The organism is Spirosoma panaciterrae DSM 21099 (genome assembly GCF_000374025.1).
Taxonomy (GTDB): Bacteria; Bacteroidota; Bacteroidia; order Cytophagales; family Spirosomataceae; genus Spirosoma; species Spirosoma panaciterrae.
This window is the reverse complement of the sequence record NZ_KB893175.1, coordinates 51,793-75,235: the sequence shown is the minus strand read 5'-3', so window position 1 is coordinate 75,235 and position 23,443 is coordinate 51,793. Positions and strand designations below refer to the sequence as shown.

Genomic DNA, 23,443 nt, shown 5'->3' with positions numbered 1-23,443 from the left:
AAAATCTGTGCTACCGGCTCATAAATTTCCAGGCTCTACGATACACGCCAAATGCTGCGTACATTCTCTAAAAAGGCGCAAAAATCATTCCAAATGCCTATTTTTCTGGCACTTATACAGCTATCCTATTGAATGGCCTATCTGCCGTATAGGTCTCCTGACAACCCCATGAATCGCTTCAACGGACGTTTATTCCGTTTCGTAGCAACTGACATTGGCGGGGTCTAAGCCAGCCCGCAATTTTGAGGCAAACAACGAATCAATGACACCTCAACGCATTCTCTTCGCCACCATGCCCATGGATGGTCATTTTAGTCCTTTAACGGGACTGGCTGTGCATCTTAGCCAGGCAGGTCATGATGTACGGTGGTATGTAGGCGGCCATTATGGTCAAAAAGTTCATCAACTAGGCCTGCACCATTACCCATTTAGAAAAGCACAGACGGTCAATCAGGACAATCTGGATAGCTTGTTTCCTGAACGGGTTAGAGTAAAGAGTCCTTTAGCCCGCCTTCGGTTCGACATACACCAGGTGTTTTTACTTCGGACACCAGAATTTATCGAAGATCTTACCGAAATACATACAGAATGGCCATTCGATATACTGGTTCATGATGTAGGGTTTATGGGAGGAGTATTTGCCAGGCATCTACTGGGAGTTAAAACGGTCGGTGTTGGCGTGGTGCCACTTGCCGAATCAGACCCTTATGTTGGTGCATCAGGGCTCGGATTGCATCCTCGTATGGCTTGGCCTGGTCAACTATTTTTAGGTTTGGTCCGGCATCTAATTCAGAAGTATGCCCTTAAAACATGCCACACACTGTATAATCAGTACCGTCGGCAATATGGTATGCCTCCCGCCAACGATTTCGTATTCGATGATCTTATACGTACTTCCGATTTGTATTTGCAAAGCGGGGTGCCAGGGTTTGAGTACCCCCGTCAACGTATCAGTCCAAATATCCGTTTTGTAGGACCACTACTTCCTTACAGCAAAGGGCCTAAACGAATGTATGAACTGGTTAATAAGGTATCTTCTTTCAAACGAATCGTTCTTGTAACGCAGGGCACTATCGAACGCGACGTGGAAAAACTAATTGTTCCCACGCTTGAAGCCTTCAAAAATGAACCGGATACCCTCATAATCGCTACGACTGGTGGCTCACAAACAAACGAACTCAGGGCTCGTTATCCGATTCGTAACGCGCTGATCGAGGACTATATCGACTTTAATATGGTGATGCCCTATGCCAGTGTCTATATCACCAATGGTGGCTATGGTGGCGTTATGCTGGGGTTACAACATAAATTGCCCATTGTTGCGGCTGGTATCCATGAAGGTAAAAATGAGATTGCAGCCCGGCTTGACTATTGTCAGGTGGGCATCAACCTTAAAACGGAAAGGCCCAAACCCGTCCAGATTTATAAAGCGGTTGAAACCCTGTTAAGCGACCTAAGGTATCGGGAAAACGTGCAGAAGTTAGGCGCCGAATTGTCGTCATATCCCCCAAACGACCTGGCCGAACGCTATATAGCTGACTTATATCAGGAATACGCTCTCCCAAGCGAAGAGACGGTATGGGCCTGAATCACAAAAGGATAAGGGAACGATAAAGTCCCTTATCCTTTTGTGCAAAATATATTGTTGGTGCTGGACAGCCGTTCCCTTGCTCACTAAGCCAGGAAAGCCATGTGTTGCTGCTAAAGATCTTTGAATCTCCCTATCGATTTAATAGGCATCCAATCATGAGTTGACGGTCTCCTTCATTAAGTTCAACAAAGCCAGATCAAGTCCTTGAGGTGTTTTTACCCGTTTTGGCGATGGATACTGCACTTCCGACACATTTTGTTTCGTCAGTAGCGGAACAATTTCTGGCCAGAAGTCGCACAAAAACCAATGCATGTTCATGCCTGGATGATTTACGTTTTTAAATGCATCCATCAGAATCAGTCTGGTTTTGGGTTCTGCAGATTTGAGAACAAATTTGAGCGTGAAGTATATAGCCGATAGCTCAGTTCTGGTAAACTCGTTACCCCAGCTCCGTGGCAAAACGCCCGGAAATTCAACTTCTGTAGCGACCAGCGTCTTAATATACTCCTTCAATAGACTAACGTTAGTTTTTGTTTTCATGGTGGTTGAGTTTTACTACCGCATAAATGATTAAATTTCCAATAATTATAAAATATAGCTCAATAAATTTACTAAGCGTATAAATTACAAAGCATTTTAACAGAACTCGGAGACAAATCGAGTTAGCAAAATTGGCCGATATCGAGTGTAATAATACTACAGAAATGTGATTTTTACAGAATAATAAATTTTTTGTGACCCAACCAACTAAAACTTAGTCTAAAGATCGACCGACGCAATGTGGTCATTTTATATGTGCCGACAAGCCCTACCAACGTTGGTGGGGTTTTGTGTAGTAGACTGTTTACTTGGTACTTCGTTTACCAAATCTATTCCCAAACGTGACTGAGTTGCGTATAGATTTGCATTGCGCAAAGTGCCCAAACGCACCAATGCGTTCTGTGCGTTATTTATTGCGACCGTCTATTTGCACACCTCAATTTTCCCTTTTCATCGTCCAGGAAGACTTACCCCCCGTTACCGAGTCTGTTATCGTTCCATCTGATAACGTATTTTGACTACTGATAAAGGTAGCATTGCCTAACTGCGTATGTTGATAGCCACCATCATAATTCAAAGTAGTCACTTTAAACGAAAAGGTATTGCCACTCAAACTCCAGGTACCGTAGGCATACACATCGCTTCCAGGCGTTTTACTTTTGTAGGTCAGGGTACCATCATCATAAATAGTAAAACTAAAAAAGAAAGATTTTCCAACATACGTTGGATCAGTGGCAGAAACCGTGTAGGTACCCGTCCAGAGTCCATAAATAGTCGAATTGGCCGGCGTAACGCCAGCTCCATCAGAATGGCAGCCTTGAACTATATTTACAGAGACGACAAGTACCAGATACAGCCCGTATCGGTAAAAAGTGCTTTTTTCAGTAAGAAACTTCATTTGATGTGTTGTAAATGGAATACAACGTAGAAGAAAAGAAACCCTAAGCATTACTCCATTAAATAACCCTTAATGGCCATATAGACAAACAGAAGTAAACTACTGCTTAGCAGGGCTAGAATCAGAATTAACACGGGTCTTAGTCGTCGTTCGCTTGGTGTAGGCATTTTATCAGTGGTCACGGTTCCGATTGAGTTAATCAACTCGACTTTAAGCGTTTTACTTCTTTTTCAGCTCAGTCGTATACAGAGTGAATTTGTCCAGGCTCTCTGACAGTGCCGCATTTCTTTTCACAAATTCCCTCTTTTTTATGTATACCTGCGGGTACACAGATACGAGAAACCTGGACGACTATACACAAAGTAAGGCCGGAGCGCTCAATCGACAAAAAAATCCAGGCAATTTCTCGACTGTCTCCCTGGCTCTATATCAAACGTATGTTCCGTTGTTAGTCATTTAAAAAATAAGGCGGGCTATCCCTTACAGGACAGCCCGCCAGCGCGACTGAATAGTCTATATGATACACGATATACCTCTGACATTGAGGCTATTGCCAGCCTCCACCCAATGACCGATACAGATTGGTTAAGGCAACAAATTGCGCTTGCTTTGTATTGATGAGCGCCAATTCAGCTTCCAAAACACTGCGCTGAGCGGTGATTACTTCTAAATAAGAAGCGTACCCATTGGCAAACAGATCATTTGACGTAGAGACTGCCTGCTGGAGCATGTTTACCTCCTGCGATTTTAACTGAGCAACCTGTCGATAATTTTCGATCCCGCGCAGATTGGTCATCACTTCGCCAAAACCTGTCTGAACAATTTGCTGATAACGGTATAAGGATTCCCGGTTCTGGGCAACAGTCTGCTGGTAATTGGCATTTAGAGCACGTCGATTCAGAATAGGAGCCGATAAGCCCCCCAAAATACCGGCAGCAATCGACGCCGGACTGAACAGTACGGATGTACGGAAGGCATTCAATCCCAGATAAGCCGTCAAATTCAGGCTGGGCAGGAATTCGGCACGGGCTACATCGACATCAACATGCGCAGCCTGTAACTCAAGCTCTGCCTGCTGAATATCAGGCCGTCGAATAAGCATCTGCGTCGGAAGTCCCGCTAAAACCTGACTCGGCAGCTCACGCTCCTGTAAAGATTTTCCGCGACGGATGGTTTGTGGATAGCGGCCCAGCAGCCGATTTAACTGATTCTCATTCTCGACAATCTGCTGCTTTACCTGCCCAATTCGGCTTTGGGTGTTGAGGAGTTGTGCCCTAAACTGCTGAACCGCCAGTTCTGTGACCCGGCCAGCCTGCTTCTGAATACTCACCAGATCGACAGCTTTTTGCTGGTAATCGATATTTTCCTGAAGAATTTCCAGTTCACCATCCAGAGCCAGTAGGTTATAGTAATACCGGGCTATTTCGGCAACCAGGGCCGTGGTTACGGCCTGTCGTCCTTTCTCAGAAGCCAGCAGGCGTATATAAGCCGATTTCTTCCGATTGCGAAGTTTTCCCCATATATCGACCTCCCACGAACTCCGGGCACCCAGAAAGTAATCGGGTGTGGGGTTCGGCGTTAATTGACTGCCCCGAATATTATCGGATAGGTTCGTGTCGTAATTGCCAACACCCGTCATGGTATATTCCCCGTACCGATCCACTCCGGCTGAGGCTACTGCATTGACCTGGGGAGCCAGAAAACCCCGGCTGTATTCGAAATTGGCTCTGGCAACCTCGATCCGCTGGGTCGCTATGCGTAAATCCAGATTGCTGGTCAGCGCCGTGTCGATAAGCCGAGTCAGATTGGTGTCGGCAAAAAAGCTTCGCCAGCTTTGAGCCGCGATACTAGTTGAGTCAGCTTGACGGACAAACAATCCGGGAACGGGCTGTTGGGCAGGAAGAAGTAGTGGTTTGGGAAGCTGGCAACTCCCAAGTAGTCCTAACGCTATGATATAGGGACTAACTCGCCAGCATACATTACGGAGTGTGAATAACTTGACCATTGACTTGTTTGGGCGTAGATGAAACAACGTGCGGAGAACCTAAGTCCAGAGAATCTGCCTCCATATTATCTTCGTCATCATCTGGTTTTGAACCAAATCGTTTACCCAGTCTGGCGAAGAAGACAAACAGGCCGGGTATCAGGATCAACCCGAAAAGCGTGCCGGTCAGCATACCTCCGGCAGCCGCAGTACCAATGGATCGGTTTCCGAGTGCACCGGCACCGGCGGCCATGCAGAGTGGAATCAGACCAGCAATGAATGCAAAGGAGGTCATCAGGATCGGGCGTAAACGAGAAACGGCTCCTTCCAGCGCTGCGTCGATTATCGAAGCTCCCTCACGTTGGCGTTGGTTGGCAAACTCGACGATCAGGATGGCATTTTTACCAAGTAGCCCGATGAGCATAACCAGAGCCACCTGCGCATAAATATTATTTTGAAGCCCGGCCAGTTGCAGAAAAGCAAACGAACCAAATATACCCGTGGGCAGGGATAGCAGAACGGGTAGCGGCAACAAGACACTTTCGTACTGAGCCACCAGCAGCAGATAAACAAATACCAGACAAATGGCGAAAATATACACCGCCTGATCGCCCGACTTAACCTCTTCCCTCGACATACCCGACCATTCGAACCCAAACCCTTTGGGAAGCTCCTTAGCTGCTACCTCCTCAACGGCCCGAATCGCATCGCCACTACTGTAGCCCGGAGCCGCGTCGCCGTTGATCATGGCCGAGGTATACATGTTGTAGCGGGTAAGTTGTTCGGGACCATATATCCGTTCGAGGCTGACGAAGTTGGCATAGGGCACCATTTCTCCCTGATCATTTTTGACGCGCATATTCAGCACATCTTCCGGTTTGACCCGATAATTAGGAGCCGCCTGCACCATCACTTTGTACATCTGCCCGAACCGGATAAAGTTGGAGGCATAGTAGCTACCCATCAGGGTTTGCAGGGTACTCATCGCATTGTCAATCGAAACCCCTTTCTGCGACGCTTTTTGCTGATCGACATGGAGCAGATATTGCGGAAAACTAGGATCGAAACTGGTAAAGGCGTCGTTGATTTCCGGCCGTTTTTTCAGGGCTTCGATAAATTCCTGGACAACTTTGGCCGTCTTTTGCAGGTCGTCACTGCGACTACGGTCGAGCAAGCGGAGTTCAAATCCGCTGGAATTCCCAAACCCCGGTACCGTAGGCGGAGGGAAAAACTGAATGCTGGCGTCGGTAACGCCCTTCGTCTCTTTCTCCAATAGTTTGATCAGATCGTCAGTCGAAACGGTACGGTCATCCCAATGTTTGAGGTTAATCATAGCCATACCATAGGAAGCTCCAGCCCCGTCGGTCAGGAGGCTATACCCAGCCAAAGTTGATACGTTTTCAACCGATTGCTGCTTGAGAGCCACTTCCTGAATAGCGTCAAGGACTTTCTCGGTCCGGTCGACGGTAGCTCCGGCGGGTGTTGTCACGTTGGCGTAAATCATGCCCTGGTCTTCGGTAGGAATAAAGCCCCCCGGCAGCAGTTGAAGTATTCCCCAGGTACCCAACACGAATGCTAACAGCAATCCCCACGTAACGACGCTCCGACTCACGATCCGACGTAGCAACCGCTGATAACCGTTCGCCAGTGACTCGTACCCCCGGTTAAATCGGGCAAAGAAGCGACCCAGCAGGCCTTTTTTCTCATGATGTACCGGGCGCAGCAGCAGCGCGCATAAAGCCGGGGTGAGGGTAAGGGCATTGATACCCGAAATCACGATGGCGATAGCCAGGGTCAACGAAAATTGTCGATAAAAAATACCGACCGGCCCCGACATGAACGCCACAGGAACAAACACGGCCGACATCACCAGCGTGATCGCTACAATGGCACCGGCAATGTCGTGCATGGCGGCAAAAGTGGCTTTTCGAGGGGTAAGATGCTCTTCCTCCATCCGGGCGTGTACCGCTTCGACAACAACAATGGCATTATCGACCACAATTCCAATGGCCAGTACCAACGCAAAAAGTGTCAGCAGATTGATCGAGAAGTCGATGGCGCTCATGAAGGTGAACGTTCCGATCAGCGCCACAGGAACGGCCAGTGCACAGATCAGGGTAGAACGCCAGTCCTGCAAGAAGAGAAAGACGATCACAAACACCAGCAAAAAGGCTTCCATCAGCGTACGAATCACCTCATGAATAGACGCATCCAGAAACCGCGACACATCATAGGCATAATTGTAGGTCATTCCCGCCGGAAACGACGATTCTTTCAACTCAGCCATTCGCTGTTTGACAGCCGCAATCACGTCGCTGGCATTGGAACCCGGCCGTTGTTTCAGCATGATCGACGCCGATGGGCGGCCGTCATTTTTCGATAGCACCGAATAATCCAGTGAGCCAAATTCGACATCGGCAACATCTCTCAGGAACAGCAACGAGCCATCGTTTTCGGTCCGGATGACCAGGTTTTCGTATTGCTGAGGCTCAAAGAACTTACCCGTATACCGCAATACGTACTGCAACACCTGAGGAGCTTTGTCGGCAGCTTCACCAGCTTTACCGGGAGCCGCTTCAACGTTCTGCTTCCGGATAGCCTCTACAATCTCATTGGCCGAAACATTATAGGCCGTCATCCGGTCGGGCTTGAGCCACACCCGCATGGAGTAATCGCGGCTACCCATAATGGCGGCAAAACCCACCCCGTCGATCCGTTTCAATTCGGCCAGCACATTGATGTCGGCGAAGTTGTAAATGAATTTTTCATCGACGGTTGGGTCATCGCTGACAATATTGAGGTATAGCAGCATGCTATTAACCTCTTTCTCAGTCACTACCCCTGCTTTAATTACCTCTTCTGGTAGTTCATCGATTACAGTCGTTACCCGGTTCTGTACGTTTACAGCGGCCAGATCGGGGTCGGTGCCAACTTTGAAGAAAACCGTAATCAGTGTCGTTCCATCATTGCCCGAAATGGAAGTCATATAGGTCATGTTCGGCACCCCGTTGATAGCTCGTTCGAGGGGAGTCGCCACTGCTTTCACGCACACATCGGCACTGGCACCCGTATACCGGGTCGTTACCGTTACCGAGGGTGGCACAATGTCGGGAAACTGCGTGACGGGCAAACCCGTCAGGGCTAATATCCCGAGCAGGACCAGCAGTACGGAAATAACCGTCGATAATAAAGGTCGCTTTATGAATATATTAAACATCGGTATACAGAGTCATTGATGGATACTACTGGTCATTTAGTGGTCATTCAGTAGTCAATCATGGTATGGATTGTTTCGAGTAATCCATAACAATACATGACGTGAAGCTTATGACTATTGAATGACGCCAAGCAAATGGCTACAAATGGGCTGAGGCATATAGAGCCTGCAAGCGTTTGGTTGGCAGGGCTTTTGGGATGATGGTCATACCATCCTTGAGGCTTTGGATGCCCTCGTATACGATCCGATCTCCCGCCTTCAGCCCCGTCTGGACGATATACATCTGATCGACCCGACTCCGGGGAATAAAACTTCGGGTACGGACTCTATTTTTGGCATCGACCACATACACGAAGTTTTTATCCTGCACTTCGAAAACGGCTTTCTGAGGCACTAGAACGGCATCATCGACTTCGGTTGCCAGGCGAATTTTGCCGGTAGCTCCATGCCGAAGCAATCGGTTGGGATTCGGAAAACTGGCTCGGAACGCTATCGTACCCGAATTACCTTCAAATTCCGTTTCGGTGGTTTCAATCTTCCCTTTGAACGGATAAGGTGTATCATCAGCCAGCAGCAGATCAACCTCCCGAACAGTCGTTTTATCCGGGTCGCGCCGTTTTTTGATAAATGCCAGATACTCCTTCTCCGAAACGTGGAAGTAGGCATACATCTGCCTTAGGTCTGAAATGCTTGTGAGCAGGGCCCCTTCTTCGATCAGGCTCCCCCGTTTGAACGGGATTCGGTTAATAACTCCATCGAATGGTGCGCGGATGCTGGTCAGCGACACATGAAACTGAGCTTTGGTCAGAGCGGCTTTGGCGGCATTGATGGCGGAGCGGGCCGTTTCCATTTTTGCTTTGGCCAGCTTCAGTTCGGATGGCGATATAACGTTTTTCCCGACCAGTAGTTTCACCCTTTCCAGTTCAACTGCGGCTGATTGTTCATCGGCCAGAGCACTCTCCAGACTAGCCTGGCCTCTATCGACTTCAACCTGGTATTCGGTCGGATTAAGCTGGAATAAAAGCTGGCCTTTCCGAACGGGCTGCCCTTCGTCGACCAGGATTTTATCTAGATAGCCAGCTACCCGCGCGCGTACTTCCACGTTCTGAATAGCCTCCAGCTCACTAGTATAATAGTGATCGAGTGTTGCGTCCTGTTGTGTTAGCTGAATAACCGGAAGAGCAGGCGTCGTTGTTTCTGACTTCTGCTCGCTGTGTACAGAACAGCCCGTTAAGGCGATACCAAGTAATAAACTGAATAAACCAGCGTGATTATGCATAAATAAGATTAGTATACCTGACTAAACAAAACATTGGTTTAGTAATTCTTGCGTTCATCCTTTCAGCAAGGAGGTATACTCAACTAAGGAGCAGATTAAAAAAATATTAGAATTTCCTTAGAGATGGTCCAAATCGTTAATCTTATTTTAATGAACGTATAGGTTAAGTGGATTTAATCAGTATGCCTGCTCAGCTTATCACGACGATAGTCGATCTGCTGATTGGTCTAGTTACTTCACGAATGATTCACAATGCTCAGATTATCGATCCGATCAGGGACTGATATTTATCAGGCTGATCAAGTAATTGAGTAGATTTTTAGAATTTTGAGCTCCTTTTCGAATACGGCGTATAATCAATAAATTGATCATACCGGAGTGGCTTCGTCGTAGGTCGCCCTTCGGGTACACATTGCGTGAAGGCATTAACAGCCATCGGTTTCCTTGTACTGTTGCTCTACCACTGGATAGGGCTGCCATTGGCTGTATTTACCTTTGAGCAAGGTTACGAATCGGCAACGCCCGTTTCGACTGATGACCAATGGAAAGTGGTTAAACTGCCTATTTCTCTCCCTTATACGTCGGCCTGGGAAAATACAGATGGGCATGAAGGACTAATTCAGGATGGCGACGAATTCTACAACATCGTCCACCAGCAATATGCCAACGACACCCTATATACTGTACTGAAAACGAACCAGAACGCCAAAGAGCGCTTTTTTGATCTGGCTGAGCAGCTACAGGAGATGAACAGCAACGATCAGTCGTTGCCGAAAACGCCACTGGGACGGCTGCTCAAACTGCTGGGCGAGCGGTTTACCACATACCTGCCTCCCAGCCCCTATTACCTGGCCCAGCCAGATGTTCAATCGCTTCAATCCAGTAAAGGCTTCGGAGTAATACAGCTCGCTTATGCCGCTATTGGCATCGATGCACCATCGCCCCCGCCCAAACAATAGCCTGATTTTCAATGGTTTACCTATGGAGCTAGTCCATGCTTAACAGCCTGGCTACAAGCTTCTTATTCTCATTTTGGCTTCCCCAGCGAGGCCCTTTACCATTCAGGCTATTTTATGAAACCACTATTGATAAGCTTTTTGCTACTAGGTATATTGGCTTGCCAGCCCGATACGCCACCCGAACAGTATAACGCGAAGGCAGCGAACCCGCAACTGCTCTACGACTGTTCGAAAACACTGACGGATATTATGATCCATGATATTTTTAAGCCACCCGTTGCCAGTCGGATTTATGGGTATTCGTATCTGGCAGCTTATGAAGCACTCCGGCCAGGGTATACGGGATACGCATCAATGATGGGCAAACTCAATGGGTCGAAAGCTACTCCTCAGCCTGATTCAGGGGTAGCCTACTGCTATCCCATTGCCAGTTTGACTGCGTTTATGACGGTTGGGCGGGCACTGACTTTTTCAGCCGATTTGTGGGATACATTTGACAAAACATTTAAGCCCCGTTTAAAAGCTCTGCAAATTCCGGATGAGGTATATGAGCGTTCAGTGCAGTATGGCGAACAGGTTGCGAAGCACATCTTGGAGTATGCCAGCAAAGATCATTATAAAGAAACGCGCGGTTTCCGATATTCGGTAACCAATAAGCCGGGAACCTGGGTACCTACTCCCCCCGCTTATGCCGATGCCTGCGAACCGCAATGGAATACCGTTCGCTTGTTTACCCTGGATTCGGCCCGGCAGTTTCGGTGCCCTCCCCCCGCCAAATACGATCTGAATCACAACAGCCCGTTCTGGAAACTTACTGAAGAAGTGTATACGATTGGCCAACGACAGGATAAGACCGAACAGGCCATTGCGTACTTCTGGGACGATAATGCGTTTGTGACCAACATTTCGGGCCACGTGATGTTTGCCAGTAAAAAAATGTCGCCACCCGGTCATTGGCTGGCTATTGCTACCACGCTGGCCCGTCAGCAAAAACTGAACATGGTTCAGGCTGCTCAGTTGTTTTCGCTGACGTCGATTGCCATGTTCGACGCCTTCATTGCCTGCTGGGATGAAAAATACACACACATCCGCATTCGGCCAGAAACAGTTATCAATACGAATATCGATCCGCAGTGGCGCCCTTTTCTGGAAACCCCGGCTTTCCCCGAATACGTCAGTGGGCACAGCGATATTTCGGCGGCAGCGGGCAAGGTAATCGAACAGTTGATTGGGAATAACGTGGCCTTTACCGATTCGACAGAGTTGCCTTATGGGCATGGGGTACGTTCATTTGCATCGGTAGAAGCAGCCTATCAGGAAGCTTCGGTGAGTCGGGTATATGGAGGGATTCACTACCGTGACGGCGTCGAAGAGGGCACTATTCAGGGAGAACACGTTGGGCAACATGTATTGCAAAGGCTACTGCCCCAATCGCTCGTAGCCAAGCGATAGCTGAATCGGAAACGAATTGAACCGCTAGGGAGCAATAGACTCCTTAAAACAAAACCGCTACCAGAGATCAATGCTCCGGTAGCGGTAAAAGCAAGTCATAATGAACCAACGGTAATAAAAGCACTATTGGGAGCTGGGTCGCGGTGCAGAAATAGCGACCAGATCTTTATTGTCGGGGAACCAGTCCAGTCCTTTCTGAAGCCATTCATTGCGGGCAGCTTCATCTTTGGTAACCAGTTCATTGTAAGAAATGAGGTACTTAAAGGCCAGCACCAGATCATTTTTGTAGCGTGTACGCTCCTCAGGTTTATCGGCTACCATTGTGATAAACTGCTCAAAATAAGGCTTTGCTTTCCCATTCCGTACTGCGTCTTCGGGTTCGTAGGCATAGTAATTTGCTTTGGCGCGGTAAAGGATCGTAGGTGCATAATCAGGCGATCCTTGTTGCGCCAGCGCCAGCGCCGAGTCGGCCAGGGCGAACCGGACGGTATCGCGCGTCAGTTTCCCTGAACTATCGCGCTGAAAGCCAAGCGTGTAGTTACTCATACCGTAGCGAAACAAATCCTGAACATCGGCTTTGAAGCCGTGTTTGGCAGCCGAATCGAGAGCAGCAACCGCTTCGGGATGCTTTTTGGTCCGGTAATAATAGCGGGCAATGTCGCTGTACAGATTTTCGCTGGTATCGGCAGGGGCTGCTTTTTCCAGATAGACCACCCCTACCGAATCGTCGTCCGTCGGTTCGGTAGCCAGATACGCCTGCCCCAGATACTTGTAATCGTCGGGCATGATTTTTTCCGGAGCTTTTTCCAGGAACGTAGTAAGGTTTTCGATGGCTTTCTGGGGCTGCTTCAGCGATGAATAAGCCCATCCCTCGATCCGGTACACAATAGGATTCTGACCCAGCGCCGTTCGGTTACTATCAATCAGACTGATAGCCCGCTGATAGTCTTTCGCCAGAAAATGAAACTGAGCCTGCCGGAGCAATGTTTCCTGCCGTTTGTCTTTCGATACGTTCTCGTACTGATCGATATAGCTGGCCGCTTCCTTATATCGGTTGACCAGAAAATAGAGTTCGGCCAGTTGGTTGTAGGCCGGAGCGTAGTTTGGATTGGCCTCAATGGCTTTTTTATAATTCTCTACAGCCAGATTCAGATTGCGCCCCTGCCAATAGATGTCGCCGATGCGCTGGTATACGCGCGACGGATTCATTCCCAGTTCGATAGCGCTCTCGTAGCGTGATACGGCCGTTCCGGCATCCCGGTTCTGGTAGTAAGCATCGCCCAGAGCAAGCTGAATAGAAGCATTTTTCTTATCGCGATCAGTGGCTCGATTCAGGAAATCGATTGCCTTTGCCGTATTGACAATGCGTGGGTAAATGGGTTTTATGGAACCATTGCCCGGTGTCAGATACCCCGTATATGCTTCTCCAATTCGGTACAGAATCTCTGCATTTTTACCTTTGCTTTTCTTAATTACCTCATCCAGTTTCGGATTGGCGTTCACCGTATCCTGTTTGACCAGATACGTTAAAGCAGACCCGGTCTGATTCAGTGGCACACGCTTTTCATCCATCGGAATGCCTTTTTCAAACCAGATTCTGGCTGAGTCGGGCTGTCCTGTTCGGAGATATCCATAGCCTGCTTCGAAATAGGTTTGGGCGGATGGATTTTGTTGTACATTCTTCAAAAGAAGCTGTTTGGCCTCATCGAATCGGCCAAGATTGAGCAATGTGTTCGCATCAGGACCTGCCGTTTGGGCCAATGCCAAACCTGCCGGTGCAGCCGATAGCATAGCGAGAACCATTGCCGTTCGAACATGCGTTTTCATAATCGTCGTTGTTTTAGGAATTAAGCCAATCCACACTCATTGGATTACTTCACTAAACTACTATCGGCAATTAAGAACGGGCTTAAGGATTGCTTAGAATTGCCTTAGAAGGCTTTTATTGTACTTAAGCGTAGTTTGTTTAGGTAGTTCCGATGCAAGCATCTGACATCACAACGGGAGGATTGGTCAGCGTGTAATTATTAGCTAGATGGGTATAGCTTCTGCCCAGTACCCTTCCTTTTTAACAGCATCGATGACCTGCTCGCCAATTCGATTATCGGTTGTTTGAACGGTCAGCAGGCCACTTGCATTCACATTCCAACCATCTACAGGCTCTATGTCGTTCAGGCTGAGGGTAACGGCGGCCACATCGTCGGACGTTAGCAGGTTTGTTTTGAAATTAAGCGTTTCCATACAGTAAGTTGTTGACGGATTGATTGCTGATACAATCGGTTAAAAGAACCAGAAACTATCCCGCAGCCGGAACTCAACGGTCCCCAGAAAAGCATCCCGCGTGTAGATCGACGCCCGATACAATCCTGATTGTAAAGCTGTTTGGGGTGTAAATCGAAAGACAATTCGCTGTGGTGATTGGGTAAAGGATACCATTTGTGCCGCATGCACAGGAATAACTTCGTTCAGATTGGGCAGGGCTATAGTCGTTGTTCGAATGGCAGGAATCATAGCTTCGCGGTTTGCATCGGTCAGGCTTAAAAATACCTCCTGACGACCCTCCAGTTGAAGCTCAGCAGGAACCGTACAGGATACAAGCAGGCTACGAATTTTTGTCGCTTTGGCCGTTACTTTTTTGTTGCTTTTAAGCGGTTCGACCAGAAAAGCATTCCCCGTGAGACTAGCGCGGGGTATCGTAACCGCCAGATCGGTATTCAACGAACGTAGCCGTTGTTCCAGCTCCTTATTCTGACCAAGGAGAAGCGCATTGGCATCGGTCAGCCAGTTTATCTTATCTCTCGATGCTTCCAGTTGGCTTTCCAGACTATCACGAATTATAGCCAATGAATCTCCCTGATGCCGAAGCTGTTGAATTGTGCTTGTCTGACGACGCTTTGTCTGTTTTAGTTTGTCTGCCTGTCGATCCTGTTCATTTAACATGCCGTAAAATTGATTCAGGCGCTTATCGAAGTATACCTTATCATCAGCAGCCGTAGCCAGTTGGCTTTCCAGATTATGTATATCATCTTCGAGGTGAAATTTGACCGATAGCAGCGAGTCGGCCCGTAATTCGACCTGATTATAGTGATTGGTCCACATCCGATTGTTTCGCCAGTAAATACCACCGGCCAACCCGACAACGATGAGCAGCGCCAACGTCCAGGCCAGATTGATTGAGGTGCGTCCAGTTTCTTTCATAAGGGGTTGTTGTTTTAAACTGGTGAAGGAATGCCCAAAACTGGACTATAGTCGTTACAGATGCCTTAAAGAGATATTAGAATTTGCTTAGACCTGAGCGTTTCGTAAATCAACTTGGCTGCCTTAGCGTTACTAGTCAATAAGACTCTGTTTAATCGTTGCACGCATGCTTCCTAAATTGACCCGGTATGCCCGCGTACTGGACTGGCTCGACCAGCATGTGATTCGTCGGCTCTATACCGAACGAGTCCGTCGGGTTATTCTACAAAGCTTACCGTTTTGGGTAGCCTCTCTGCTGGTGGGTCTGATTGCCGTTGGGTATGAAGAATTATTTCTTTGGGCCGAGCACCTGAGCTTTACCTGGTTGAGCCGCCAACCCTATCTGGTTTTCATTTTAACTCCCCTGGCCTTTGTATTGGCCTGGCTAGCGGTAAGTCGCTGGGCACCAGCCGCCCGAGGTAGTGGCATCCCGCAAGTGATGGCAGGTATTGAGTTGTCGACGCCCAAAACCCACGGTCGCATCGCCTATCTACTGAGCCTTCGGGTTGCCTTTGTTAAGGTACTGAGTAGTGTCGTTCTGTTGCTGGGTGGTGGTGTTATCGGTCGAGAAGGACCAACCATCCAGATTTCTGCGGCCATTTTTCGGGCCATCAATCGCTTACAACCCGCCGGATGGCCGCAGCTTTCACGGCAGATTGCCTTAGTCACGGGTGGAGCGGCCGGGCTGGCGGCAGCCTTCAACACCCCATTGGGGGGTATTGTGTTCGTGGTGGAAGAACTCACGCAAACCCACATTACCCGTTTCCGAACGGCCGTTTTTACCGCTGTTATCATTGCCGGGATGACGGCCCAGGCCATATTAGGGCCTTATCTGTACCTTGGCTTCCCTAAGATCACGTCGACAACAGGCTGGTTTTTAGGGATTGTGGTGCTGGTTGCCATCTTTTGCGGACTGGCGGGAGCTGCTTTCGCCAAAATGTTGTTGTGGGCCAATGCTTACCGCCGACGGTTCACGACCTTACCAGCTCAGGCTGGCTGGGTGGCCGGATCTGGATTGCTGCTGGCCGCGCTGGCCTTCTGGGTCGGAACCGATGCCTTTGGTACCGGAAAACCCATCATTAACCGACTGCTGTTTCAGAATGATCATCAGACCCCCTGGTATCTGTTTCCGGTCCGCTTTGCGGGCATGACGCTCAGCTATTGCAGTGGGGCTGCGGGCGGTGTATTTGCCACGTCGCTCAGTGCGGGGGCTATTCTCGGCGATGGTTTATCCCGGCTGGTTCGCGTTCCTGCTTCGGATACCAATCTGGTAATTCTGGTGAGTATGGTCAGCTTTCTAACCGGCGTTGTTCGCTCGCCCTTTACAGCCGCTATCCTTGTGCTGGAAATGACCGACCGTCACTCGGCTATTTTTCAACTCCTGCTGGGTGGACTGATGGCACAGGGAGCAGCCTCGCTCATAGACCCGGTTTCCTTTTATGAGCATCTGAAAGCTGGTTTTGTGTATGAAGCGCTGTCGCAACCGGAATCAGCCAACACGCAGCAATCCCCCGAACCCGTTCAGGCCGACTAACCAAGGTTAAGGCGATGTTGGGTATAACCGTCTGATTAAGCGTTCCATAGTTAGTCCCTGTCCAATAACCGAAAACAGAACCACTGCGTAGGTAAGTGTGACAATCAAGCCCTGACCCGATAGCTTAGCCGGAATGGAAAGTGCCATGGCAATGGATAAACCGCCCCGCAAACCACCCCAGGTAAGCATGACAGGTGCGTGTTTGTCCAGGCTGAGCCAACGCCGTGCCAGTTGAAAGGGAAACCAGATCGATACAAACCGAGCGGCAAGTACCAGCACGATAACGGCTCCACATAGTGGCAGATAGGCCACCTGAAAATCGATCAGCAACAGCTCAACCCCGATCAGAACAAACAGGATAGCATTGAGAATGGCATCCAGCAACTCCCAGAACTTATCGACGTATTCTTCCGTCACATCGCTCATGGCTTCACCACGGGCCTTTCCACCCATGAGTAAACCCGCCACAACCATAGCCAGTGGCCCGGAAATATGGAGTTTCTGAGCCAGCAGATACCCACCCATCACCCCCGCTATCGTGATCAGGACCTCGGTCTGGTAATGATTGATGGATCGTAATAAGCGAAAGAGTCCATAGCCTAGAATCAGGCCAAACAGCACTCCCCCCCCAGCTTCTTCCAGAAACAGCAAAGCGATATTGCCCGCACGAATACTTTCGGTACCATTTACAGCGATTCGGTAAATGGATGCAAAGACAACAACCCCCACGCCATCGTTGAACAGAGATTCGCCTACAATGTTATACTTGACATTTGCCGGCAGTTTAAACTTGGCCAGGATTCCCAATACCGCAATGGGATCGGTGGGCGAAATCAGTGCCCCAAAGAGCAGGCACAATGGAAACGAAATGCTAAATCCCAGCCAGCCCACAAGTGTATATAGTCCCGTACCAACGAGAGCTGTACTAATCAGGACGCCCACAAAGGCGAATAACATGACGGATCCACGAACCTGCCGCAATTGATCGGTATTGGTATGAAACGCGCCCGCAAACAACAGAAAGCTGAGCATGACATCGAACAATACCCGGCCAAAATCAATTTGTGCTACTGTCTGCCGAACCTCAGTCAACCAAACGGGATGGATGGTATTAAAGGCAATGAGCAATGCCGAAAAGGCTAGCGACAACACCATAATGCCAATGGCATCCGGCAATTTCAAGAGCCTGGTATTCAGATAAGCAAAGAGCGCCGAGGCAACGATGAGTAGCGTAATGAGGGTAAATAGATCCATTGATTACGTAAGAATTACACAAGAATACATTAACTTTTGATTAAAAACCAGGTTGATTAATCATCCCACTTAGTACACGACCTAAAAATGATTACTGAAAATCAGAATACTTCGAGAACAAATCGAACCGATATGCTGACTCGATTTAGCCGGATTTTTCGCGAACGGTTTAGCCTCGAAGAAGATAAAGCCGATGAAGAGGCCATCATGCAGTCGATCAGTAAAGGCATCGAATTTCGGGGTATCAACCTCTGGACACTCATCTTTGCCATTTTTATTGCTTCGATCGGCTTAAATGTTAATTCACCGGCTATTATTATCGGTGCCATGCTTATTTCACCACTCATGGGGCCGATCATGGGTATTGGTCTGGGCATTGGTATCAACGATCTGGCGCTGATTCAACGCGCCATTAAAAACATCAGCATTGCCATTTTCATCAGTCTGCTGACCTCCACCGTTTACTTTCTGATAAGCCCCCTGCACATTGCGCAGTCCGAATTGCTGGCTCGTACATCGCCTACCGTTTGGGATGCCTTTATCGCGTTCTTTGGTGGTCTGGCCGGAATTATTGCTGGTTCGCGCCGGGAAAAAGTAACGAATGTGATTCCGGGGGTCGCCATTGCTACCGCCCTGATGCCTCCACTCTGTACGGCAGGGTATGGCCTGGCCACTGGCAATTTCTACTACTTCGCCGGAGCCTTTTATCTCTTTCTGATCAACTGCATCTGCATCAGTCTGGCAACCTTTCTGATGGTGCGCTTTCTGGACTTTCCGAAAAAGGAATATCTATCGCCTGATGTAGAACGCCGGGTCCGAAATACCATCTGGATTGCGATTCTGATCGTTATCGTTCCCAGCACGTATCTCGCCTATCAGATTGTCCGTAAAACCATCTTCGAGCAGTCGGCCAAACGCTTTGTTTCCAACGAATGCGAGTTTCAATACCGACAAGTCATTAACTATGCCGCCCGGTATAACCGAAATCAAAGCAAGCTCGAACTAACCATTGTAGGGGAGCCGTTGCCCAAAGACTCCATCAACGAACTAAAAAACAGAATGTCGGCCTATGGTATTCAGGATGCCCAACTGATTGTGAAGCAAGGCAGTTTTAAGGATACCGAGGTCGATATGAACGCAATTACGAACACACTGGCCGATCAGATGATCAAATACAGCCAGGGAGCCATAGCCCGTAAAGACCAGACCATCGACTCACTCCAGAACTTCATCAAACGGAATCAGAGGGCTGACCTTCCGGTAGCTGATCTGCGTAATGAGCTTAAAACGCTGATGCCCGATGTGCGTACGTTTACAGCAACCAGAGCCCTGGTGATTAACACAGCCCGCAATCGTCCCGATACGGTTACCCTGGTTTATGCTCAGTTTTCCCGAAAGCATACAGCCGCAGAAAAACGTCGAATCGAACGCTGGTTACAAAGCCGGACTAAAAGTAGGAAAGTAAAGTTACTGATCGACTAACGATGTACATCCCGACCCAATCCGTTCAGTGTAACAGACGGGGAATATCTACGTACCACGCCAGAAAAAGCGTAAGCAGAAAGAGAGCGCACATCAAAATAAGCAGCCAGTCGGGCTGTGGAGGCTGATCATCATCATACAATGGGTTTGGCGTTGGTCGTTTACGGGTAGCAGGTCCGGGCGGAAAAAACGGAGTATAGGGATACGCTGAATGGATCATGAGTCTGGTATGTTTATGGATAAGGGTAAGTTAGTAAACAACCAAAACTGCTTTCAGCGAATTAATATCCGCTGATAAACTCCTTAGAATATCCTTAGAAGCCAACTGCTAACGGGGAAGCATAATACTAAACACGGTTGGCTGACCAACTGATGAACTTACCTGCACACGCCCCCGGTGTAAGCGAACGATGCGTTCGACGAGCGACAGGCCAATCCCGTAGCCGCGTACCTCGGCGGTTTTACGACTACGGTAAAACGGTTCAAAAATATAGGGCAGATCGGCCGTTGGGATGGGATTCCCCTGGTTTTGAATACGAATCGTAACCACAGCTTCCTGAAAGTCGACCTCTACCCGTGCTTTTCCGTCGTCCGAAAATTTACAGGCATTTTCGGTCAGATTTTTCAGAGCCGTTTCCAGCAGAGTTTTGTTTCCCTGAACCGATAATTGATCGGGTTCTTCGGGTAAGGTTCCGAGCTGCACGGTCACCTTGTAGTGTGGATTGATGGCATTTACCTGAGCACGAACATCCCAAACAATTTCATCGATTCGTACCTGATCGGTGAGCAGGCTAACGGCATCGTTTTGGTTGAGTTGGGAGAGCCGGAGTAGTTCGTGGGTTAAACTAGCCAGTTCGGTCACGTCTTGCAAAACCGAACGAATGGTCTGTCGATACGCTTCGGGGCCTCGCTCATTCAGCAAGCTCACTTCAAGCTGAGAACTGATCAGGGTAAGCGGATTTTTAAGTTCGTGCGATACGTTGGCCACAAACATCCGTTGCAAACGAAATGACTCATTGACCCGGTCGAGCAGTTGGTTGATGGTTTGCGACAAACGGCTGATCTCGTCATTGTCATGGTATAACGGCAAACGTTCATCGCGGTTTTTAGGAAAAATGGCATTCAGCGTCCGGTCCATGGCCTGCACCGGGCGAAGAGCATCGTTGGCAAAAAACCAGCCCGAAAACGCCGTAATCGCTACAATCAGGCAGAAAAGCCCCGTTAAGGACCAGAACAGCCGACGCAGGAATTCGTCGCCGTACTTATTCTCGGCACTGGCAATTACGACAAATTGCCCGGAAGCCGTCATAAACCGGGCCCCTACCACATAATACTTGTCCTGGCGGAATTCCTTTTCCCGGGTTTGGCGAATATTGCTCAGTACCGATTGGGGAAGGGTTAGTGTGATTGATTCATTGGTCGATAAAATAATGGAATCCCGCTGATCAAACGCAATGATTTTCTGGTTCGGTAGCTGGTCTTTCCGGATGCGGGTCAATTGCTGAATCAAGTCCGTATTCAATCGGTGACGGATGAGCATATCCCCAATGGTATTGGCCTTCCGGTCGAGACGTCGGTAGAAATCCGACGAAATAAAATACCAGCAAAAGGCGTAGATGCTCACAAAGGCCAGTAGTAGAATACTGGAAACCAGTCCGGTGAAGCGTATTGTTAAGCGGTTGCGAATGGTCATAGAGCCTGTTCATTCTTCCTTAAACATATAGCCCATGCCAAACTGGGTGTGGATCAACTTTTTAGGAAAGTCTTTGTCGATCTTTTTACGGAGGTAGTTGATGTAAACCTCTACTACATTGGTGCCCGTATCGAAATTCAAATCCCAGACGTGTTCGGCAATGGCTGGCTTGGAAAGTACCCTCCCCTGGTTACGCATCAGGAACTCCAGCAGCGCAAACTCTCGGGCGGTCAGATCAATTGGTTTGCCATCACGCGTCACGGTTTTGGCATCCAGATTCATTTCAATACCGCCATAGCGTAACGTCTGGGCGGTCATGGCTACCTGCGTACCGCGTTTGGTCAGCGACCGTACCCGCGCCAGTAGCTCGGCAAACTGAAACGGTTTGGTCAGATACTGATCGGCCCCGGCATCGAATCCCATAACTTTATCGTCCGTTTCGCCCAGCGCCGTCAGAATCAGGATGGGCGTAGTAAGCCCTTCGGCCCGAAGCTGACGACATAGTTCATACCCATTAAGGCCCGGCAAAATCAGATCGGTAATAATGGCAGCATAATTGTTTTTCAGAGCCAACCGCTTGGCGATTAAGCCATCGTAGGCAATATCGACTTCAAACTGGCTTTCTTCCAGCCCCTGCTGAATGGCCTGCAAGGTTTTGGCTTCGTCCTCAACTACTAATAGTTTCATAGTACTACAAGCTACCAATGAGTAGCCTGTGTCATGTATTAAACAGCAAAGTACGCTATTAGTTAGTACGGTGTTGTCGTATTGGTCTTTTTCGAACCTGTTGGTGGCTTCTAATCAAATTCTAAGGTCAGCTTAAGCACTTCCTTATTCCTGTTTTCCACTTTGCTGGGGCAAAGCGGTGAACATGCGCTTTCCTAATGCATTGATCCATACCCTGTTTTCTTACTGGCAGGGTATGGTCAATGTTGTGAGTAGATTCTGGTACTTCCCTTGATGAAACCGACCGATGCTGCTAGCTTTGATTATAACACTAACCCTATTGGCCATAGGTGCCTTAAGCTATTTAGCCAGTGCTCGGTATGGCCTGAAAAGTTCGGGTTTCGATAGGCTCCCTCCCCATTATTCCCATCTCCGCCAACGTCTTAGAAAGTCTTCTCAGCGTCAGAAAGACTACAAAACGCCAATCGATGAGATCAATTAGTGGCCTGCCCTTTGCCCTAAGCTACAGAGCACATAGCCCAGACAAAACAGAGCGACCGGGTATACGGCCTATCTCCACTGTTCGGGCTTGAAAGGCATAAGTAAGTTCGGAATTCTGAGCAGCCTACATCCTGCCAATGGAACGCCACATAGCCAGTTCCCGGCTAAATCGATTGTCGATCACCTGACAGGTAGTATCAATGCGCATCGTTGGGCGGGTTTTGAGGTTGTAGGCTGGCCATTGGGGAACGTCTTTAGCCGCTGGCTTACCCGTTCGGGCGAAGGTCGTCCAGAGTTCAGCAAAGTGACGGGAGGCCGTGACACCATATCCAGCTTCCCCATATTGCCCGATCCGGCATAGTCGCCCCAGCAAGTTCATCCAGATACAGAAACCCCAGTAAACCCAGCCGATGATTTGTTTCGACTACGACTACGTCGAAGTTCCGGGCCAGATTAGAGCCATCCTGGCTTGCCGAAGCCCCCGATCCAATGACAAACCCACCGCCATGATTGTAGAACATGACAGGCCGTTTCTTCTGATTGTTGGCGGGCGTCCAGACATTCAGGAATAAATAGTCTTCGGCTGGAGCAGGCTCATTCCGACGGGGGGGCTGGATGGCCGGAGCACCAACCTCCAGTGCATCGCGAACACCCGTCCAGGGATTTACCGGGGCCGCCCTACGAAACCGCCAGTCGCCAGATACCTTTCCTCCGTAGGGAATGCCTTTGAACGTATTGACTCCTTCTTTGCGGATACCGCGAATTCGCCCATACGACGTCTCAACCTGAACGTACTCATCGGCTTTCCCAGTCCCCGAAAAAGCGTAGGGCGACGTGTATACGGCTGCAGTTGCCAACGATAAACTAGTCAAAAAATGCCGTCTGTTCGTTGTAATCATGGTTTTTGGTCGTTTCTGTATTGAAGGGTTTATGTAGCAAATTCTGGCCAAATCAGTGGGTACTTTCCCTAGAGTCCTGTACTTTTTCAGGTAAACTAGTCCAGTCATCGTCTGATCTTTCAGCCAAATCTAACGGCGAAAACAGTGACTCAAACCCGCATCCGTAAAAGTGGTAAGTAAAACCGTAAAATGTATAAAATCAGTAGGTTGCCCATCCATTACTTTTGTCGCGGGTTGGAATGACCGACAACTTAAAT

The 23,443-nt window shown here is 48.8% G+C and carries 19 protein-coding genes; 6 read left to right on the top strand and 13 right to left on the bottom strand.

What is annotated here, in order from left to right:
• The first annotated feature begins 262 nt into the window (after positions 1-262).
• Complete coding sequence (locus B153_RS0106980) at positions 263-1,588, top strand: glycosyltransferase (RefSeq protein WP_020595972.1); 1,326 nt, start codon at positions 263-265, stop codon at positions 1,586-1,588.
• 156 nt (positions 1,589-1,744) lie between these two features.
• On the opposite strand, the gene B153_RS34785 is transcribed toward B153_RS0106980, so the two are convergent.
• The 5 genes from B153_RS34785 to B153_RS0106955 form a co-directional block, all read right to left on the bottom strand.
• Entirely contained in the window at positions 1,745-2,131 is a 387-nt protein-coding gene (locus B153_RS34785) for a hypothetical protein (RefSeq protein WP_020595971.1), read from the bottom strand.
• Positions 2,132-2,567: 436 nt separating this feature from the next.
• Complete coding sequence (locus B153_RS0106970) at positions 2,568-3,029, bottom strand: hypothetical protein (protein ID WP_020595970.1); 462 nt, start codon at positions 3,027-3,029, stop codon at positions 2,568-2,570.
• A 547-nt stretch (positions 3,030-3,576) separates the two neighbouring features.
• Complete coding sequence (locus B153_RS38195; RefSeq protein WP_026261958.1) at positions 3,577-5,034, bottom strand: TolC family protein; 1,458 nt, start codon at positions 5,032-5,034, stop codon at positions 3,577-3,579.
• On the bottom strand, positions 5,009-8,230 hold the full coding sequence (locus B153_RS0106960; RefSeq protein ID WP_020595968.1) for an efflux RND transporter permease subunit: 3,222 nt from the start codon (positions 8,228-8,230) through the stop codon (positions 5,009-5,011). The genes B153_RS38195 and B153_RS0106960 overlap by 26 nt, the downstream gene beginning before the upstream one ends.
• Before the next feature lie 139 nt (positions 8,231-8,369).
• The gene (locus tag B153_RS0106955) at positions 8,370-9,509 is read right to left on the bottom strand and encodes an efflux RND transporter periplasmic adaptor subunit (protein WP_020595967.1); all 1,140 of its coding nucleotides are present in this window, start codon (positions 9,507-9,509) and stop codon (positions 8,370-8,372) included.
• A 416-nt stretch (positions 9,510-9,925) separates the two neighbouring features.
• Between B153_RS0106955 and B153_RS0106950 the strand changes: the two genes are divergently transcribed.
• Positions 9,926-10,468 (top strand): hypothetical protein, encoded by a 543-nt coding sequence (locus B153_RS0106950; protein WP_020595966.1) that lies wholly within the window; start codon positions 9,926-9,928, stop codon positions 10,466-10,468.
• A gap of 114 nt (positions 10,469-10,582) precedes the next feature.
• Entirely contained in the window at positions 10,583-11,920 is a 1,338-nt protein-coding gene (locus tag B153_RS0106945; protein WP_026261957.1) for a vanadium-dependent haloperoxidase, read from the top strand.
• A gap of 123 nt (positions 11,921-12,043) precedes the next feature.
• On the opposite strand, the gene B153_RS0106940 is transcribed toward B153_RS0106945, so the two are convergent.
• The 3 genes from B153_RS0106940 to B153_RS0106930 all read right to left on the bottom strand — a co-directional run bounded on the left by B153_RS0106940 (position 12,044) and on the right by B153_RS0106930 (position 15,118).
• The gene (locus B153_RS0106940) at positions 12,044-13,747 is read right to left on the bottom strand and encodes a tetratricopeptide repeat protein (RefSeq protein WP_020595964.1); all 1,704 of its coding nucleotides are present in this window, start codon (positions 13,745-13,747) and stop codon (positions 12,044-12,046) included.
• Between the two features lie 204 nt (positions 13,748-13,951).
• Entirely contained in the window at positions 13,952-14,161 is a 210-nt protein-coding gene (locus tag B153_RS0106935) for a hypothetical protein (protein WP_020595963.1), read from the bottom strand.
• 39 nt (positions 14,162-14,200) lie between these two features.
• On the bottom strand, positions 14,201-15,118 hold the full coding sequence (locus B153_RS0106930) for a hypothetical protein (RefSeq protein ID WP_020595962.1): 918 nt from the start codon (positions 15,116-15,118) through the stop codon (positions 14,201-14,203).
• Positions 15,119-15,284: 166 nt separating this feature from the next.
• On the opposite strand from B153_RS0106930, the gene B153_RS0106925 reads away from it, so the two are divergent.
• Complete coding sequence (locus tag B153_RS0106925; protein WP_020595961.1) at positions 15,285-16,691, top strand: chloride channel protein; 1,407 nt, start codon at positions 15,285-15,287, stop codon at positions 16,689-16,691.
• Positions 16,692-16,697: 6 nt separating this feature from the next.
• On the opposite strand, the gene B153_RS0106920 is transcribed toward B153_RS0106925, so the two are convergent.
• Positions 16,698-17,945, bottom strand: coding sequence for a cation:proton antiporter (locus B153_RS0106920; RefSeq protein WP_020595960.1), 1,248 nt, complete (start codon positions 17,943-17,945; stop codon positions 16,698-16,700).
• An 87-nt stretch (positions 17,946-18,032) separates the two neighbouring features.
• On the opposite strand from B153_RS0106920, the gene B153_RS0106915 reads away from it, so the two are divergent.
• Positions 18,033-19,427: a DUF389 domain-containing protein gene (locus tag B153_RS0106915; RefSeq protein WP_020595959.1), complete on the top strand. Its 1,395-nt coding sequence runs from the start codon at positions 18,033-18,035 to the stop codon at positions 19,425-19,427.
• Between the two features lie 25 nt (positions 19,428-19,452).
• Here the strand turns inward: B153_RS0106915 and B153_RS34780 are convergent, their stop codons facing one another.
• From B153_RS34780 to B153_RS0106900, 3 genes are all read right to left on the bottom strand, one after another.
• Positions 19,453-19,647: a hypothetical protein gene (locus tag B153_RS34780; protein ID WP_020595958.1), complete on the bottom strand. Its 195-nt coding sequence runs from the start codon at positions 19,645-19,647 to the stop codon at positions 19,453-19,455.
• Positions 19,648-19,755: 108 nt separating this feature from the next.
• Positions 19,756-21,120 carry a HAMP domain-containing sensor histidine kinase gene (locus tag B153_RS0106905; protein ID WP_020595957.1) on the bottom strand — a complete coding sequence of 455 codons (1,365 nt, stop codon included), beginning with the start codon at positions 21,118-21,120 and terminating at the stop codon, positions 19,756-19,758.
• Between the two features lie 9 nt (positions 21,121-21,129).
• Complete coding sequence (locus B153_RS0106900) at positions 21,130-21,807, bottom strand: response regulator transcription factor (RefSeq protein WP_020595956.1); 678 nt, start codon at positions 21,805-21,807, stop codon at positions 21,130-21,132.
• A 568-nt stretch (positions 21,808-22,375) separates the two neighbouring features.
• On the opposite strand from B153_RS0106900, the gene B153_RS38790 reads away from it, so the two are divergent.
• Complete coding sequence (locus B153_RS38790; RefSeq protein WP_342664790.1) at positions 22,376-22,648, top strand: hypothetical protein; 273 nt, start codon at positions 22,376-22,378, stop codon at positions 22,646-22,648.
• Here the strand turns inward: B153_RS38790 and B153_RS0106895 are convergent.
• The gene (locus B153_RS0106895; RefSeq protein ID WP_026261956.1) at positions 22,584-23,186 is read right to left on the bottom strand and encodes a carboxylesterase family protein; all 603 of its coding nucleotides are present in this window, start codon (positions 23,184-23,186) and stop codon (positions 22,584-22,586) included. The genes B153_RS38790 and B153_RS0106895 overlap by 65 nt on opposite strands.
• Positions 23,187-23,443: the final 257 nt, after the last annotated feature.

Excerpts from the sequence above, each read along its gene's own strand:
- B153_RS0106920 (WP_020595960.1), bottom strand. The coding sequence starts at position 17,945 with ATGGATCTATTTACCCTCATTACGCTACTCATCGTTGCCTCGGCGCTC.
- B153_RS34780 (WP_020595958.1), bottom strand. The coding sequence starts at position 19,647 with ATGATCCATTCAGCGTATCCCTATACTCCGTTTTTTCCGCCCGGACCT.
- B153_RS0106895 (WP_026261956.1), bottom strand. The coding sequence starts at position 23,186 with ATGATTACAACGAACAGACGGCATTTTTTGACTAGTTTATCGTTGGCA.
- B153_RS0106940 (WP_020595964.1), bottom strand. The coding sequence starts at position 13,747 with ATGAAAACGCATGTTCGAACGGCAATGGTTCTCGCTATGCTATCGGCT.
- B153_RS0106900 (WP_020595956.1), bottom strand. The coding sequence starts at position 21,807 with ATGAAACTATTAGTAGTTGAGGACGAAGCCAAAACCTTGCAGGCCATT.
- B153_RS34785 (WP_020595971.1), bottom strand. The coding sequence starts at position 2,131 with ATGAAAACAAAAACTAACGTTAGTCTATTGAAGGAGTATATTAAGACG.
- B153_RS0106925 (WP_020595961.1), top strand. The coding sequence starts at position 15,285 with ATGCTTCCTAAATTGACCCGGTATGCCCGCGTACTGGACTGGCTCGAC.
- B153_RS0106935 (WP_020595963.1), bottom strand. The coding sequence starts at position 14,161 with ATGGAAACGCTTAATTTCAAAACAAACCTGCTAACGTCCGACGATGTG.
- B153_RS0106930 (WP_020595962.1), bottom strand. The coding sequence starts at position 15,118 with ATGAAAGAAACTGGACGCACCTCAATCAATCTGGCCTGGACGTTGGCG.
- B153_RS38195 (WP_026261958.1), bottom strand. The coding sequence starts at position 5,034 with ATGGTCAAGTTATTCACACTCCGTAATGTATGCTGGCGAGTTAGTCCC.
- B153_RS0106980 (WP_020595972.1), top strand. The coding sequence starts at position 263 with ATGACACCTCAACGCATTCTCTTCGCCACCATGCCCATGGATGGTCAT.
- B153_RS0106915 (WP_020595959.1), top strand. The coding sequence starts at position 18,033 with ATGATTACTGAAAATCAGAATACTTCGAGAACAAATCGAACCGATATG.
- B153_RS0106970 (WP_020595970.1), bottom strand. The coding sequence starts at position 3,029 with ATGAAGTTTCTTACTGAAAAAAGCACTTTTTACCGATACGGGCTGTAT.
- B153_RS0106960 (WP_020595968.1), bottom strand. The coding sequence starts at position 8,230 with ATGTTTAATATATTCATAAAGCGACCTTTATTATCGACGGTTATTTCC.
- B153_RS0106955 (WP_020595967.1), bottom strand. The coding sequence starts at position 9,509 with ATGCATAATCACGCTGGTTTATTCAGTTTATTACTTGGTATCGCCTTA.
- B153_RS0106905 (WP_020595957.1), bottom strand. The coding sequence starts at position 21,120 with ATGACCATTCGCAACCGCTTAACAATACGCTTCACCGGACTGGTTTCC.
- B153_RS0106945 (WP_026261957.1), top strand. The coding sequence starts at position 10,583 with ATGAAACCACTATTGATAAGCTTTTTGCTACTAGGTATATTGGCTTGC.